Annotated in this window: 16 protein-coding genes; 9 read left to right on the top strand and 7 right to left on the bottom strand. The window is 35.3% G+C overall.

The window, feature by feature from the left end; translation table 11 throughout:
• The first annotated feature begins 106 nt into the window (after window positions 1–106).
• From LMF89_RS26355 to LMF89_RS26350, 4 genes are all read left to right on the top strand, one after another.
• Complete coding sequence (locus LMF89_RS26355; RefSeq protein WP_369412682.1) at window positions 107–181, top strand: Spo0E family sporulation regulatory protein-aspartic acid phosphatase; 75 nt, start codon at window positions 107–109, stop codon at window positions 179–181.
• Window positions 182–504: 323 nt separating this feature from the next.
• A complete protein-coding gene (locus tag LMF89_RS21785) occupies window positions 505–2,178 on the top strand; it encodes an ATP-binding protein (RefSeq protein ID WP_229536924.1) in 1,674 nt (557 codons plus the stop codon).
• 182 nt (window positions 2,179–2,360) lie between these two features.
• On the top strand, window positions 2,361–3,497 hold the full coding sequence (locus tag LMF89_RS21780) for a Crp/Fnr family transcriptional regulator (protein ID WP_229536923.1): 1,137 nt from the start codon (window positions 2,361–2,363) through the stop codon (window positions 3,495–3,497).
• Between the two features lie 276 nt (window positions 3,498–3,773).
• Window positions 3,774–4,100 carry a GNAT family N-acetyltransferase gene (locus LMF89_RS26350; protein ID WP_369412681.1) on the top strand — a complete coding sequence of 109 codons (327 nt, stop codon included), beginning with the start codon at window positions 3,774–3,776 and terminating at the stop codon, window positions 4,098–4,100.
• 107 nt (window positions 4,101–4,207) lie between these two features.
• On the opposite strand, the gene LMF89_RS21775 is transcribed toward LMF89_RS26350, so the two are convergent.
• The 4 genes from LMF89_RS21775 to LMF89_RS25945 form a co-directional block, all read right to left on the bottom strand.
• On the bottom strand, window positions 4,208–4,756 hold the full coding sequence (locus LMF89_RS21775) for a hypothetical protein (RefSeq protein WP_229536922.1): 549 nt from the start codon (window positions 4,754–4,756) through the stop codon (window positions 4,208–4,210).
• Entirely contained in the window at window positions 4,702–5,166 is a 465-nt protein-coding gene (locus LMF89_RS21770; RefSeq protein ID WP_229536921.1) for a radical SAM protein, read from the bottom strand. Before LMF89_RS21770 ends, LMF89_RS21775 begins: the two co-directional genes overlap by 55 nt.
• A 54-nt stretch (window positions 5,167–5,220) precedes the next feature.
• A complete protein-coding gene (locus LMF89_RS21765; protein WP_229536920.1) occupies window positions 5,221–6,399 on the bottom strand; it encodes a serine hydrolase domain-containing protein in 1,179 nt (392 codons plus the stop codon).
• A gap of 551 nt (window positions 6,400–6,950) precedes the next feature.
• A complete protein-coding gene (locus LMF89_RS25945) occupies window positions 6,951–7,082 on the bottom strand; it encodes a hypothetical protein (protein WP_255711579.1) in 132 nt (43 codons plus the stop codon).
• Between the two features lie 398 nt (window positions 7,083–7,480).
• Between LMF89_RS25945 and LMF89_RS21760 the strand changes: the two genes are divergently transcribed.
• Window positions 7,481–8,191, top strand: coding sequence for a DJ-1/PfpI family protein (locus tag LMF89_RS21760; protein ID WP_229536919.1), 711 nt, complete (start codon window positions 7,481–7,483; stop codon window positions 8,189–8,191).
• Window positions 8,192–8,283: 92 nt separating this feature from the next.
• On the opposite strand, the gene LMF89_RS21755 is transcribed toward LMF89_RS21760, so the two are convergent.
• Window positions 8,284–8,865, bottom strand: a complete 582-nt coding sequence (locus LMF89_RS21755) for a TetR/AcrR family transcriptional regulator (RefSeq protein WP_229536918.1) — start codon at window positions 8,863–8,865, stop codon at window positions 8,284–8,286.
• 87 nt (window positions 8,866–8,952) lie between these two features.
• Window positions 8,953–9,537, bottom strand: coding sequence for a site-specific integrase (locus LMF89_RS21750; protein ID WP_229536946.1), 585 nt, complete (start codon window positions 9,535–9,537; stop codon window positions 8,953–8,955).
• Between the two features lie 202 nt (window positions 9,538–9,739).
• On the opposite strand from LMF89_RS21750, the gene LMF89_RS21745 reads away from it, so the two are divergent.
• Together LMF89_RS21745 and LMF89_RS21740 are read left to right on the top strand one after the other, a co-directional pair.
• The gene (locus tag LMF89_RS21745; RefSeq protein ID WP_229536917.1) at window positions 9,740–12,118 is read left to right on the top strand and encodes a Tn3 family transposase; all 2,379 of its coding nucleotides are present in this window, start codon (window positions 9,740–9,742) and stop codon (window positions 12,116–12,118) included.
• Between the two features lie 44 nt (window positions 12,119–12,162).
• The gene (locus LMF89_RS21740; protein ID WP_369412678.1) at window positions 12,163–12,558 is read left to right on the top strand and encodes a Tn3 family transposase; all 396 of its coding nucleotides are present in this window, start codon (window positions 12,163–12,165) and stop codon (window positions 12,556–12,558) included.
• 279 nt (window positions 12,559–12,837) lie between these two features.
• Here LMF89_RS21740 and LMF89_RS21735 read toward each other — a convergent pair whose 3' ends face one another.
• On the bottom strand, window positions 12,838–13,671 hold the full coding sequence (locus LMF89_RS21735) for an alpha/beta fold hydrolase (protein WP_229536916.1): 834 nt from the start codon (window positions 13,669–13,671) through the stop codon (window positions 12,838–12,840).
• A 189-nt stretch (window positions 13,672–13,860) separates the two neighbouring features.
• On the opposite strand from LMF89_RS21735, the gene LMF89_RS21730 reads away from it, so the two are divergent.
• Together LMF89_RS21730 and LMF89_RS21725 are read left to right on the top strand one after the other, a co-directional pair.
• Entirely contained in the window at window positions 13,861–14,208 is a 348-nt protein-coding gene (locus LMF89_RS21730) for a tyrosine-type recombinase/integrase (protein ID WP_229536915.1), read from the top strand.
• 331 nt (window positions 14,209–14,539) lie between these two features.
• Window positions 14,540–15,793 (top strand): ABC transporter transmembrane domain-containing protein, encoded by a 1,254-nt coding sequence (locus tag LMF89_RS21725; protein ID WP_229536914.1) that lies wholly within the window; start codon window positions 14,540–14,542, stop codon window positions 15,791–15,793.
• The last annotated feature ends 23 nt before the right edge of the window (window positions 15,794–15,816 follow it).

The raw sequence follows: 15,816 nt of genomic DNA, 5'->3' as shown, positions 1-15,816 counted from the left end.
TACCAAAGGTGGGGGTCTCACCCCTTAGAGTAAAGAAAAACGCTAAGTCCATTACAAATTTTGGCTTAGCGTATATTTTAGTTAAAATGTTGTCTGTACCCCGGGTATAAATCACAAAAATGTTATTAAAATAAGTCAGATGTTAGACAAACAAATAGTTCAGTTTTACAAGTTTAAATAACCCCCCGTCCGTACCAATCTATCCGCCTCAGTGGATGTTAACAGTGTCAACAACGGTGTCCCATAGAAGAACCTATGAGCGTGAAGAAAACGCCGCCAAGAGCCACCCAGCGCCCGGAACGGGAAAAGCAAACCTTTCCCTAACTGAAGATTCCATAGTGTCAATCTACTACTCATTTTTGGATGCGATAGCACCACAGGGTTTGAGTTTAAGGAGTATGTGCTATATTTACGTTATCACACAAATATACAAAAAGGAGGAAATTTGTAACTTATGGGGAAGTTATCCATAAGTGTATAATAATGGACTGCAAGGAGAAGACTATGGATTATATTTTTTTATCTACCCTATGTGCAATAACCGGAACAATTCTTATGATGGTTATCTATACATATCTATATAGTGTATATCGTGAAAAATACATGGGAGCATGGATAATAGGCTGGTTTATTCATTTTACGCGAATTGCACTTTTTGAGTCAGGAGTAATAGCTTGGAAACAATCATTGTTAAGTTGTATTGTTTACCAAATGTTGTATATTTCCTGTGCCACGATGCTTTTATACAGTGCTCATCTTGTTATTAAGAAGCCGCTAAACAAATACTGGTTATATGGTGCCACTATTGCTTCAATATTAAATGTAGTATTCGATATAATGCAGCTATCCGTTTTTTGGAAGTTGACTCCTCCCGCATGGTTTGCTGGTACTGTTCTGATTTGCATAGGGCGCTTTTTTATATATCAGTTGCAGATAAAAAAGGGAACAGGAAATTATATTACTGGATATGCATTTATCCTATGGGGTATTGTCACTGCTGCCGTGCCTTTTTTCTCCAACGATACGATTTTTTTTCAATGGATTACATTAATTGCTGGTGTTTTACGACTTGTTATTGCTTCTGGTATCCTATTAGTATATTTTGAAAAAACTAGGTTGGATTTAGCCAACAAAGAAGCTCAATACCGATTGCTTGCAGATAATGCAGTTGATGTGATTTACCGTTATAGAATACTACCAGATACAAAATTTGAATATGTTAGCCCATCTGTTTTTGCCGTTACAGGATATACTGCAGAGGAGTTTTATGCTGACTCGAAACTGTTTGAAAATTTGATACACCCAGATGATTTATTGTTATTTAAACAATCTACAAATAATCCTCCGTCTAATGAATTGCCACTCAAATATTGCTTGATACGTAAAGATAAGAATACGGTACATGTTGAACAAAAATATCATCCTACTTACGATAAAGCAGGGAATTTAGCGGTTCGAGAAGGTATTCTCCGTGATGTCACGGCTCGCGAGAATTTAGAGCAAATCGCCGCCCGCGCTGACAGAATGAACATGCTGGGTGAAATGGCGGCCAATGTCGCTCATGAGATACGCAACCCGCTGACTACTGTACGCGGATACTTACAGATGATGTTAGGTAAAGATGAACTTAGTAATTATAAAAGTCGGCTGAGTACAATGATGGAAGAAATAGACAGAACGGATTGCATCATTCGAGAGTATCTTTTATTAGCAAAGGATAAACGAGTTGAAATGAAAAATTGTTCCCTGAATTCGATTGTCGATAAATTGTTCCCCTTGATCCAAGCTGATGCTGCTGCTTCAAATGTATTGGTAAATCTAGAGCTTAAAGAAATATCACCATTATATTTGGATGAAAATGAAATTCGTCAATTACTACTTAACTTGGTACGAAATGGTGTGGAATCCATGCCGACAGGGGGCGAACTAACTATATGTACAGGTTTGGAACAGGATAAAATTGTTTTATCTATAAAAGATCAAGGTACAGGTTTGCCAGCTAATATACTAGAAAAATTGGGCACGCCCTTCTTAACCACGAAAGATACTGGAACAGGGTTAGGGATTCCAATATGCTATAGAATTGCCAACAGACACAATGCTGCCATTGATGTTAAAACAGGTGATCAAGGAACTACTTTTTGTGTTTCTTTCAACCTGGCCCGCCTTGCGTCCTAAAAAACTTCGCTTATACTAGGACCTCAGCGCAGGCAAAAACCTCCTTTTCATTTTCTTGAAAAGGAGGTTTTTTTATCTAATAATGGAATAAATACAATTAATAGATAAAATATGTAATTACTTGTATTATTAAACTTCTATGAAATACTATATCTACTAGCATGATAAGGAGAGATAAAATTATGAATAATACCATCCCGATGCCATTTTACTCAAAAGAATCCTTAGAAGAACCTATAGTAATCGGTATTGCTAGAACTCCAGAGGAAAAAAGGGAAATCTATCGTTTAAGGTATCATATTTATGGGGAAGAAATCCCCTTTAAACTTGTGTCTGTTGATCATGAAAACAAACTCTTGTATGATGATCTAGATGAATGGTGTACACTATTTTACGCAAAGATTGGATTAGAGCTTGTCGGTACTGTAAGAGTTAATATAGGACAACTAGCAGATTTTTCGCCTGAAATAGCTGAAGCATATTGTATGGAACGTTTTCAAAAATTTTATAATAATAATGAATACTATAATTTTGGACTTGCTTCAAAAGGTATGGTATCTTCTTCCTATCGGAACTTACCAGTGTTTACTATGCTAATGACAAAAGTATTTGAGGTGTATTGTGATGATCAAGTACATTTCGGATTTGCAAATACAAATTTCCACTTGCTACCACTTCATGAGTACTATGGACATCGCCGGATAGGTAAAAATATTGTAGACCCCAATCTTGGCTTGCTGGCTAGTTTGGTTATAATACCAGATGATATTCATCATTTACAGATTGTACAATCTCCTTTTCTTAAAATAGCTCGTAAAAGAAAAATACAAAATGACCAGATTATAGAGTGGTTTTTTTCTGAATTTCCCGAAACTGCAAATATTATAAATAGCCAACTAGTAACCAAGGAAAGTTTTTGGACAACTCTACGTGTTCGCTTAGGGAATTGCCCCAATGAAGTTATGCCTATATTGCAAGGACTATCCAAAACAGAAGCGAAACAATTCTTGCACTACTGTGGCGTAGTTGTTCAATGTTCTAAAGGTAACTATATTGTAACTCGCGAAGACGCATGTCAAGAGCTTAATATCTTAATCTCAGGAACAGTACAGTCCTCTGACGTAAATGGGATTTCCCTTGGACAACATTTTGGAGCAATTGGTTTAGCTAATAGGACTAAACATACTGCGAACATAATAGCCGCCACTGACACGGAAATATTGGTATTGTCTTTCCATTATTTCCAGAAACTTCGTCGTTCTTGCCCGGAGATTGCCAATAGGATTTTGCACAACTTAGCTAGTTTGCAAAAAAGCTAGTTTTATTGGTTTGCCGCCTACCTTCATATGGGCAACGCTTGTTTTACACATTTTCCTGGCGATACCACGTGAATATCGACATATTATATATAGTTACTATGTTATAGTAAAAACACACTGCTTTGAAAGGATGAAAAACATGAATTCAAAAATAATATCATCTCATGATCTTAGAATTGTAGAAGATGATGTAATAGCAGGGACTTACGTCAGAGAAAGATTTCGTGAATATAGTAGGTCGCAAGTAATATTTAACAAAGAAGTGATACTAAAACTATATACTTAACCCTGAAAGATGCAGATAATCAGATTTTGGGTGGGATTATCGCGTTCATTAGCAACTATTGGGGTCGATGTAGTATTGATATTTTATGGATTGAGGAAAAGTATCGTAATTTGGGATATGGAAGTCAACTTCTTCGGACAATTGAAGAAATCGCCATAAAAAAAAACTGTAATATTATCACATTAAACACCGCAAGTTTTCAGGCTCCAAAATTTTATATAAAACAGGGATATGAGTTATATGGTATTTTACGTAATTTTCCAACAGAAGAGCACTCAGAATATTCGTTTAAGAAAACATTGACCAATACATTCTAATAGACAACACTATATCGTTGCTTCATATACCTATAGTACAAAATATACTAAAGCCATCTACTAGCATCGGCCCAGTAGATGGCTTATTACGTAATTATTATTGAACTTCAACTTATTTCTTTTTCTGCAGCAAATTTCTTATATGTCGCAATACAATAATTACATACAGATATGTTTTCGTGTTCACCTTCAGCTATTCGCTTGAATCTATCCATACGCATATAATTACTAAATTCTAAATGACGTTGTGCTAATTCAATCAAGGATGTATTTTTAATAGAACCTAACGAAGTTCCTTCAGCATCGCAGCAATAGTCGCAATCTCCATTTGCACGTATAAATGGCTTAAAACCAGCAATATTATTACAAAAATCAACTACTGGCGAGTTTGTATTCATCGCACCTAAAGAAGTAGTCATATGTATTTTAAGATTTTTATAGTTATTGTTAATAAATCTACATTTATCTATTATTTTATTTTTTTCTTCGGAGATGAGTGATAAGTTTCTATTAAAGTCGAATTCAATAAGTCCTGCAACATTTACTTCAGGAACTTGAAGAATTGTCGCAAGCTTTATTATGTCATCAAATTCTTGGTAATTTATTTTATTAACACACAAGGCCAGTTTTGTATGGTAGCCTTTTTGTGCAAACATTCGCAGGCTATTACATGCAGCTTCAAAGTCCCCCCCCTAATATGCTCATACGTCTCACTATTAGCACCGTCTACACTTACAGCGATAAACGTCAAAACAGTATTTTGATAAGTATTTACAATATCGTTATAGTAATCTGGTTGGTTCCCATTTGTTACAATAGAAAATGTATACCCGTTTTTCACTATCAAATCTACGGCCTTATTAAAATCGCTATGAAGACCAGCCTCACCTCCAGTAAGCGCTATATGACGTACTTCTAAATTTTTGGCCTCCTTTAGAACCTTGTTCAACAGCTCTAGAGATAAATCATTTCCTGCATTTGGTGATGAATGACGCAGACAGTGTGCACAACGCAGATTGCATTTTTCGGTCAAACCAATAGTAATACCTATATTTCTAAATAACAAAATACTCATCCTTTCTATAACTATACTTAGCTTTTTCAAGCGTATATACTGTGACTACGGCCATAAGGTAATGGCATTAATAGTGTTATCTAGTAATGGTCTGAGCGGGGCATAACATGAATTGATCTCCTCCGCTGAGATTCCAGGAAAAGAGTCAACACTACCGATCCTTTGGTTTAAGAGAATTGCAACATTAATACCATCCGCCCTCCACCATAGGCAGCTATATGTACCATCTAATACTCCATAAATGTACACTGAGCCTGTCTGACCTGGTAGCCGAGGCAATCCACGCAACCAAAACTTCTGCGAAAATTTTACTAGATCTGCTGCAGACGCAATGAGTCCACCATAAGAATCCATTGCTTCTATATAAAACCCACCATCAGGTGGCGAGACCCAATCTGAGTTAAAAACAGATTTTGCTTTGCCCGGATGGTAGTACACTTGTATTTCTTTAGGGCTCCTGTCTTTCGGGAGACTTCGCGCCAATTCCATATCATAAATTCCAACCGGTATGAGTACCGTTTGCTTTAGGTATTCAAAATAGGTCATTCCGCTAACCTTTTCAATTACACGCCCTAAAATTGCATAACCAAAGTTGGAGTATGCATATTTCTCACCCGGATTGAAATCTAGCGACCTACTCATCATATAAGCAATTATCTGCTTAGAGTCAGGTGGTCCTTTTAATCCCATTTCATTGCGGATATCTAATGACCGAAATACCGGATCGAACTCAACATTGGTTGCATTTCTATCCCAACCACCCTTATGCGCTAATAAATGTCCAATCGTGACATTATACCACCTTGGATCTACCACTTCACCTCTAAAAGGCTGAATATCAATTATATCCATGATTTTACTATCTAAACTAATCTTTCCCTCTGTGATTAAATTTCGGATTGCTGCAGCTGTAAATGGTTTGGAGATACTAGCTATTCTCATTAAAGTGTCCGGATCTGTTGGTATGGATTTGTTACGATCAGAATAACCATATCCATGACGAAATAAAATTTGTCCATCCTTCATTATCGCCACTGTTGCCGCTGGTATTTGGTGAAGCTTTATAAACTGAACCATTGCATCATCGATTTCAGCTAAAGGTTCTGAATATGAACCTGTAACAGGAATCCCTTTAACCATTCGAGCATCCGTTGTCTGAGAATATGGGATATTGACAGTAATTACAACGAGCACCATCAGAAGAGCAATTATTATTCTCTTCACAATATATTCACCTCATTTCTTATAAACTCTAAAGCATATGTATTACAAAAAACAAATATTAATATTACCAGAAGATGCTAAACGTCTAAATCTTCATTAAATGCATCAGAGTATATCAGAGACAAGTAGAGAGAAGAAATGAACTGTTTTTTAATTTATGTTTATTAACGGTGATATTTCTTTCAGATGCTCAGCTATCAGCTTCCTAAAAAAACTTGCCGACCCTATGATTGAATATTCTTGGGCTAATCAACCAGAAGAATTACCTCAGCTTTTTAATTAATGATAAGATGAAAACGATCTATGTATACTCTTAAATTTTCTGAAGAGCCGAATGATGTGTAGTTAAAACTGCCTTAAGAAGATCGTGGGAAGTATTATATATCAGAATTTTGGCTAAAATGGTGAGTCCCTTTATAGAGTTTATACTAAGGCTTCTAGAAGACTATAGGAAGAATGAGTAGAGCGCAGATAACGAGAACACTGCACTCTACTCTAGCAATCCTATTCGTTGAGCAATAAGATAGCATTATCTACTCAGTTTGGTTCGATCATTCGCCACCGCAACTACTGCCGCCACCTTCGCCACCACAGCCACCGCCGCTGCCTTCGCCACCTTCGCCACCGCAACCACTATTTGAATATACTGTGATTAGCTTGAACTCGAAACTCACATTTTCCATATAAAACCCTCCTTTAATATAAACTTTACATTAATTTTTTCATTAATGTAAAGTTTATATTATTATCTACCATATTTTGGAAATTTTCAAGGTCTTTTTTAAATTTCTATAAGGGGTCTCACCAGCAAAACGCGCAAAACGTACGCTAAGGATTTTTAAAAGAGAAACTCTTTACGTACATATTAGAACCAAATAAGAGAGCAGAATTAATAAAACTGATTCTGCTCTCTTATTTGGTATTCAGTGCAATAATCTAAAATCTCAGATTTAGCATAGTAATAAAAATGAATAAAAAATGAATACATTCACTTTTAAGTTGACAAGTAGAGCATATGACTATACAATATAAATGAATGCATTCATAAATGAATATATTCATTTATTGAGGAGATGAAATAATGTTAAAACCGATTGATCAAAAATTAAAAGTTGCTACTCTTGTTTGTCCAGGTGTTTTTTTACCAGATGTGGTTAATGCACATACAGCTTTCAGTTTGTCACCCAATATAGAAACATACCTCGTATGGAAAACCCTTGAACCCTTCAATGCATATACAGGTTGGCCTATGGCAGCAACAACTACCTTTAATGAATGTCCTGATGTTGATGTATTGATCGTTGGTATGATGGCTCCAGATAGTGCGGCAGATCAAGAAATTCTAAACTTTATCAAACAGAAAGCGAAACATGCTAATGCGGTTATTGGTATTTGTTATGGGGTTTTAGTGCTTGGGAGTGCTGGCCTTTTAGAAGGTAAGCGCGCTACATCCAATTTTCAGGTAGGAGATTCATTAAAGGAATTTGGTGCTATTCCAGTATTGACCAGTGAAGTTGTTATTGATGGTAATTTATATACAGCGGGTCCTGCACATGGATGTTTTGAAGCAGCAATTGAGGTGCTTTCTGCACTCCGTGGAGATGATATAGCAAAAATGATTGAATTAACTTTTGAATATAACCCTCATCCTAAATTTAAAGTGGGAAGTCCCAGCCTTGCTGGTCCGGAACTTGCACAAAAAGTATCAGATAAGTCTCAAGAAATGACTAATATATATCTAGAAACAGCGCGTAAAACTTATCAAGCAAATTGCAACGGAACTAACGATTAAATACTATTTTTTATAGGATTAATCTAGTTTATAAATAGATAGGCCACATATTTGGATGTATCATCCATTGTGTGACCTATTTATTAAATTTACTATTTATTATTTTTTTCCGTAAGTCCATTCAAAAATAAATCTAGTTTATAATTAAGGTTTTCCATAAAGGGAATTTTAGAATGACTTGTTGCAGCAGATTTGATCAGCCCCATAAACGTTTCAATGACTATTTCAATTGGAATAGTTTTTCTAAAATCTCCATTTTTTTGCCCTTCATCAATAATACTAACTAGAATGTCTTTAAACTCAGGACCATGTGGTGGTTGATTTGGTCCTAAATGATTAATTAAGCCGAACAATTGCCGATTATCTTCGTATATCCTTCCCAATATTACCAGAATTTGCGAAATTTTTTCTTGTGGGGAGATTGTTGATTTAATTAGTCTTTCTAGTGAATTTTTAGCTTGATCAAATTTTTGAGTTAATACATATTTGAGAACATCTTCTTTAGATTGAAAATAATTATAAAAAGTACCTGTACCAAGATCTGCAGACTTCATAATATCAGCTATAGTTGTTTCTTCAAATCCTTTAGCTACAAATAATTCCATTGAAATATCAACTAAAGTATTTAGTATTTGAACCTTTTTTCTGTCTCTGCGACTTATTACATTTTCCATAAGCTTACCCTCCCCAAAAAGGAATTTTTGATCGTTCTTGCTTAATTAATATCTAAAATAGGTACAGTTTTATGTGATCTTTCTGGTTTATAAATTTAGATTTAAATAAACCTCATCGAGGTCATCCTGAGTAATTCCTATATATCGAAGCGTAATCGAAGGCGTTGAATGATTAAAAAGTTTTTGTATTACTTCGATTGCAACACCAGATTTATACGCATGATACCCAAATGTTTTCCGCAATGTATGAGTACCTATCTTCTCTGTGATACCAATTTCTCTAGCAGCGTTATTTATAATTTTGTAAGCCTGATCCCGTTGAAGTGGAGCCTTACCGTTATTCTGCTTTTTTGACAGAAAAAACGGTTCATCGAATTCAAAGTTTCTTGTTTTTAAGTATTCGATGATTGCTTTTCTAGCAACATCACTAATTGGGAAATTTTTAGTCTTATTCGTCTTTTTCTCACGCAAGGTTATGCGATCACGAATTTTGTCATTTTCATCAACAACATCACTTATTCGTAAATTTAGTAAATCGCTAATTCTTAAACCAGAATTTATCCCAAGAGTGAACAAGCAATAGTCTCTAACACTTTTAGACAAGAGGATTTTCTTTACCGTATCGATCTTTTTTTTGTCGCGAATCGGTTGTACAAATTCCAATTTCAGCACCTCAATACTATCATACATAATATGATTATATCTTGTATTATGTATGATGTAAAGAAATATAATGGAGATACTTGTTAATGAAAACGACCGGTAACCCTTATATCATAAGGATTTACGGTTGTTTTACTAATCATACACAACTTTATTATGTATGATATAATATTAGACATAATTTCCATTTATAAAAGGTTGGTGAAGTAATTTGGCGCGGGGAAAAGAGTTATTAACGCCAGACGAACGACTTGAATATATTCGTATCAAACCCAATATCAGCGAATGGGAATTAGCTACGTATTATACGTTTACAGATCATGATATTGATGTGATTAATCGTCATAGAAGAGATCATAATAGACTTGGTTTTGCTGTTCAGTTATGTACTTTACGCTATCCAGGCTGGTCTTTGGCTGATGTTAAAGAAATATCAGCACCAATATTATCGTATATAGCGAAACAAATTAATGTTGATCCAGAAGTATTCTCTTTGTATGCCCAAAGGGAGCCGACTAGACGTGAGCATATGGAGGAAATTCGCCAAGAATACAGTTACCGCAATTTTGCAATTCGAGACTACCGTTCCTGCTCTCATCATTTAATTAATTGTGCTCAAGAAAATGTCAATACAACCTTTCTTATTAACTCGGCTATAGAATATTTACGGAAGCAAAAAATCATTCTTCCTGCGATGCAAAGAACTATCGAAAGAATGGTGTGGGAGTCTCGGAATAGAGCCGAACAACGTATTTTTAAGTTTATAAGCAATTCCTTAACAGAGTGGCAGAAAGAGAAATTGGACATTTTAATCGATCTCTTTGAAAAAAAAGACAAGACACCGCTTGCATGGTTAAGAGAAATGCCTGGAAAATCATCTCCTGAAGCCTTTTTAAAAATCATAAAAAAATTAGAATATCTTCGTGAACTAAAATTGAGTATTAATATAAGCGAAATTCATCCTACCCGCTTAATTCAATTATCGCGAATGGGAGCCAGGTATGAACCATATTCATTACGTAGATTTAAAGAAGATAAACGATATGCTATTCTTGTGGCTTATTTATTGAATTTAAGCCAGGATTTAATTGATTTGGCTATTGAGATACATGACCGGCAAATTATGATACTACAATCAAAAGGCCGAAAAACACAAGAAGAAATGCAAAAGCAAAATGGCAAATCAGTTAATGAAAAAATAATTCACTTCGCCGATATTGGATCAGCACTCATTAAGGCGAAAGCTGAAGGGTTAGATCCCTTCACTGTCATTGAAAAAATTATGCCATGGGATCATATTGTAGCCTCTGTGGAAGAAGCTAAAAAACTAGCTAGGCCAATGGATTATGATTACCTTGATTTATTGGAAACCAAGTTTAATTATCTTCGAAAATATACTCCAACTCTATTAAGCGCACTGGAATTCCGCTCTGCAAAATCATCAGAATCTTTGATGAAAGCAATCGACGTTATCCGTGAAATAAATGTTTCTGGTAAAAGAAAAGTACCTGACGACGCACCGATTGATTTTGTTCCAAAGCGCTGGCAAAAACATGTTTTTGATGAAGAGGGAAATATCAATCGTCATTATTACGAAATGGCCGCATTAAGTGAGTTAAGGAATCAAATCCGTTCAGGTGATATTTTTGTTGTAGGCAGCCGTCAACATAAAGATTTTGATGACTATCTTGTTTCGAAAGAAGAATGGGAAATAGAACGTTCATTAGGAACACGGCTGGCAGTTAATATGAATGTTGATGAATTTCTCAAAGAACGAACCGAGTCTTTGTTAGCACGTTTGAGAATGATTTCAGAAAATGTCGATGGAATGATTGGCGTAAGCATTAATAAAGACCGAATCCATTTAGAACGGCTAGAAAAATCTGTACCGGAAGAAGCTAAAGACTTTAGCTTATCACTTTATAAAATGCTTCCATTAATAAAATTGACTGATTTATTAATGGAAGTGGCTAATTGGACAAGCTTTGACGAGCTATTTACTCATGCCTCTACTGGGCGTCCGCCAAAAGGGGATGAAAAGGCAGTATTAATGGCTACCCTTATGGCATTGGGGACTAATATCGGTTTATCAAAAATGGCCGATGCTACACCAGATATAACTTATCATCAAATGGCAAATACAGCGCAATGGAGACTATCTGATGATGCCATGCTTCGCGCTCAGGCTACATTGGTAAATTTCCACCATAAACTTAACTTATCATCATATTGGGGCGATGGTAGTACATCTTCTTCTGATGGAATGCGTGTCCCAGTGGGGGTATCTTCGCTCCACGCCGATGCAAATCCTCACTATGGAACAGGAAAAGGAGCCACTATTTACCGTTTTGTGAGTGATCAATTTTCTACCTTTTATACAAAAGTAATCAATACTAATGCCAGGGATGCCGTTCATGTTATTGATGGATTACTACATCATGAAACAGATTTAAGTATTGAAGAACATTATACCGATACTGCCGGATATACAGATCAAGTTTTTGGGTTGAGTCACCTTCTAGGATTTAGATTTGCGCCTCGGTTGCGCGATTTAGCCGATGCAAAACTATATATACCATCGATAAATTAGACAATTTTACAAATATAGAAAAATTATTTCGCGGGAAAATTAATGTGAAAATTATCCAAGACAATTATGATGATGTATTAAAGCTTGCTCATTCAATCAGAAAAGGGAAAGTATCCGGTTCCTTGATTATGGGTAAACTTGGATCGTACTCAAGGCAGAATAGCTTAGCGACAGCCCTTCGTGAAATGGGCCGTATTGAAAAAACGATTTTCATATTGGATTATATTTCGAGCGAATCGATGCGGCGGCGGATACAAAAAGGGCTTAACAAAGGCGAAGCAATGAACGCTCTGGCTAGAGCCATCTTTTTCGGGAAAAAAGGTGAACTACGGGAACGTGCCTTGCAGGATCAACTACAAAGAGCCAGTGCATTAAATATCATCATCAATGCGATAAGTGTTTGGAATACCGTTTATTTGTCTGAAGCTACTAATGTATAAAGAATAAAGGTGAATTAAAAGAAAATCTGTTAAACAACATTTCTCCGCTTGCTTGGGAACATATTAACTTCCTTGGAGAATATCGGTTTGATACTAAAGGAGTTACAAGCTTAGATTCATTAAGACCGCTTATAGAAAGTAATAAAGCCATTATCCCTTAGCGTACAGGGAAATGGCTTTATTACTGGTAAAAAACTCTTAGCGTACGTTTTGCGCGTTTTGCTGGTGAGACCCCTAAAAGAAAAAAGCGTCTATTTTTTTTGCATATCCTCAAAAAGTTTATATTTTCATCAAAAATTCATCAAAATACTCATAAAATTCTTCTTTATTTCCTAAATGAACACTGTGGTCGGGATGTGACATTTCATGAGGAATACAATTTGGAAGTAGAGATTGCATTTTAATAAAATCTTCGTTTGATAGTAATTTACTTCCTTTTGCACGGATTAACAATACCAGACACTTTGTGCTCGGTAATAGATGGAACCAATCTTCATAATGTGCAATGCCAATAGCCATAGCCTCAGGACTAAACATCATCTTATATCCCTCTACAGTTTCCACTAAACTATTCATAAAATATTGATATTCCAAAGTTGAAGCAGAAACTTGTTTAATAAAATTCATTGATTCGTTTAGTGTGTCAAATGGTAGTGGCCAATCTTTTGTCATAGGGTCACTGAGTTGACTTTTATCTAATGGCAACTTGTTTGGTTCTGCAGGTCCTGCTGCAGATTTGTCAAGTATAGCTACTGCTTTTACGTACTTAGGATATACCGCTGCTAAGTATCCAACTACAGCTCCACCCATGGAATGACCTACTAAAATGACTGAATCTATCTTTAAAAAATTTAATAGTTCAATGATGTCCTCAGCCATTTCTTCAGTCGTATATTCCGCTATAGGTTTACCACTCAATCCGTGCCCTCTTTGATCTGGTGCGATAATTCTGTATTGTTTTCCATAGTGCTGGATAAAATCAGACCAGGTTTCTGCTCTTCCCCCTCTTCCATGAAGACAAAGAATAGTTGGCCCTTTGGTTTTTGTATCAAAATAAAACATGTCAATACTCTTCAACTTAGCAATGGTTCTGTAGATTTTTGTTTTTCCCATATCGTTCCTCCTTTATTTGTCTTAATTCAATAATGTTTCCTCACTTACTTATCAGGTTCATTCCTCACAAATTACGACTGCGTCCTTATTTAATATTATACCAGTAAATTCCACATTCACATAGTTCTTAGATTGGGTAGAAATTCAACTTTTTACCCAATTATTGTCTTAGCGGGGGTTTTGTCGGAAATGTTGGTGACACCCCTTAAAGAATTGTTGGCTATGCATACTGATTCAATGACAAAAAAACACGCCGTTTACCTGTTTGAGTCTTCATGGAAAAAGAAATATACAGACAGAGGTATCCGAAAAATCTTGACCAAATACTCTGAAGAAGCAGGGTTGGTACAAAATCTATCTCCACATCAATTACGGCACTTTTTGTTAACTTGGCTAAAAAAGCAAGGCATAGACGATGCGCTTATTCAACCGTATTCTGGTCACCAGAGCCGAAAATCATTAGAAGTATATTCAAAGTTATCCATTACAGATGCGCAAGCAGAGTATAACGAGGTTATTAATAAATTCCCAATATAAACCATGTATTTGCGGGTGGTGACAGCTTCGCTGGTACTACCCCAAGATGTAAAATTACAGCCATAATAAAAGCCAGGATACCACGAGAAGTGGCTTTCCTGGCTTGTATTTTTAATAGGTTGATCCAGTAAAAGTAGTAGGAGCATCCATCTTTCAGGAAAAAAACAATGTAAGTAAAGATATTTTTCTCCGTTTTTGTAAAAATCTTTAAGGTAGGACAGTTTTTATTAGACAGGTTATTTCCTTTTTTTTACTTAGCTTGTGTTAGTGTTATATTATAACTGCCATGGTCAAATTACCACTGTTAAAATCGGAAAAGGAGGAAAAAGTTTTGATAGAAAACGGGCACCACGAATTTATAGAAAACAAAACACTTCAAATACACAGCGGAATTCTTAGTCTAGCTGCCGCATCAAAAATTATTGGCATTCCCGCAAATCCCTTTCAAATTAATCATATTTTAGGGCTATCAAATACATCTAAGCTGGACACGGCTACTATTTTGCAAGGTGCTAAACATCTTGGACTTAAAGCAAGAGAAACAAAATCCTCGTTAGAAAGGTTAGTAAAATTACCTTTTCCGGCCATTATTCCTTTTAAAAGCGGCCAATATGTAGTATTAGTAAAAGCAGACGATTCAAAAATTTTCATATTAGATCCGCATAAATTAATAGCACTAAGTTTTGAAACTTTTAGAGATAATTGGGATGGAACACTTATTTTAATAGCAAAAAAGTTAACTCTAAAAAATATACAAGTACCGTTTCAATTAGGTTGGTTTATTCCCGCAATTTTAAGATATAAGAAATGTTTCTTTGAAGTTATAATTTTATCTTTTCTCTTACAGTTCTTTGCAATTATTATGCCTATATTTTCGCAAGTTCTCTTTGATAAAGTTCTCGTTCACCGGGGTTTTTCAACTCTTGTAGTTTTAGGAATAGGAATGCTTATTATTAATATTTTTGAATCATTTATAAATGGTATAAAAACTTATTTATTATATCATACAACAAGTCGTATCGATGTTATTTTAGGTTCTAATTTATTTAGACACTTAATGGCATTACCACTAAGATACTTTGAACTCCGGCGAGTAGGAGATACTGCAGTGAGATTTCGAGAGTTGGATAATATCCGCCAGTTTATTACAAGTTCTTCTATTGTCGCGGTGCTAGATCTCTTATTTAGCATTATCTTTTTAATTGTTATGCTTTGTTATAATAGCGTTTTAACTCTACTAGTTTTAATAGCTTTAATATTATTTATTGTGTTATATGTAATTGTTACCCCTATTTATCGAAAACGACTTAAGCACAAATTTAACTGCGGAGCAGAAAATCAAGCATATTTAATAGAAGCTATCACAGGCATACAAACTATAAAAACCTTAGCCTCTGAGCCACGATTTTCTAACACATGGGACATCAATTTAACAAATTATGTACGAGCTTCTTTTAACACAACGATAATTTCCATAATTGCATTTAACATAGGTCAATTTCTTCAAAAAACAACTAATCTAGCTATTCTTTGGGCAGGTGCTTATTTAGTAATGATAGATTGTAAAATGAAGTGCGACAGTTAAATAACAATAAATAGCTCACAGAG

The sequence above is a fragment of the Pelosinus baikalensis genome (genome assembly GCF_020819555.1).
In the GTDB taxonomy this organism is placed as follows: domain Bacteria; phylum Bacillota; class Negativicutes; order DSM-13327; family DSM-13327; genus Pelosinus; species Pelosinus baikalensis.
The sequence above is the reverse complement of the archived record's forward strand: the minus strand, read 5'-3'. Positions and strand labels throughout refer to the sequence as shown.

Bases quoted from the DNA above. Each gene is read 5' to 3' on its own strand.
- LMF89_RS21785 (WP_229536924.1), top strand. From the start codon at position 505: ATGGATTATATTTTTTTATCTACCCTATGTGCAATAACCGGAACAATT.
- LMF89_RS21780 (WP_229536923.1), top strand. From the start codon at position 2,361: ATGAATAATACCATCCCGATGCCATTTTACTCAAAAGAATCCTTAGAA.
- LMF89_RS21775 (WP_229536922.1), bottom strand. From the start codon at position 4,756: ATGTTTGCACAAAAAGGCTACCATACAAAACTGGCCTTGTGTGTTAAT.
- LMF89_RS25945 (WP_255711579.1), bottom strand. From the start codon at position 7,082: ATGGAAAATGTGAGTTTCGAGTTCAAGCTAATCACAGTATATTCAAAT.
- LMF89_RS21760 (WP_229536919.1), top strand. From the start codon at position 7,481: ATGTTAAAACCGATTGATCAAAAATTAAAAGTTGCTACTCTTGTTTGT.
- LMF89_RS21755 (WP_229536918.1), bottom strand. From the start codon at position 8,865: ATGGAAAATGTAATAAGTCGCAGAGACAGAAAAAAGGTTCAAATACTA.
- LMF89_RS21735 (WP_229536916.1), bottom strand. From the start codon at position 13,671: ATGGGAAAAACAAAAATCTACAGAACCATTGCTAAGTTGAAGAGTATT.
- LMF89_RS21730 (WP_229536915.1), top strand. From the start codon at position 13,861: ATGTTGGTGACACCCCTTAAAGAATTGTTGGCTATGCATACTGATTCA.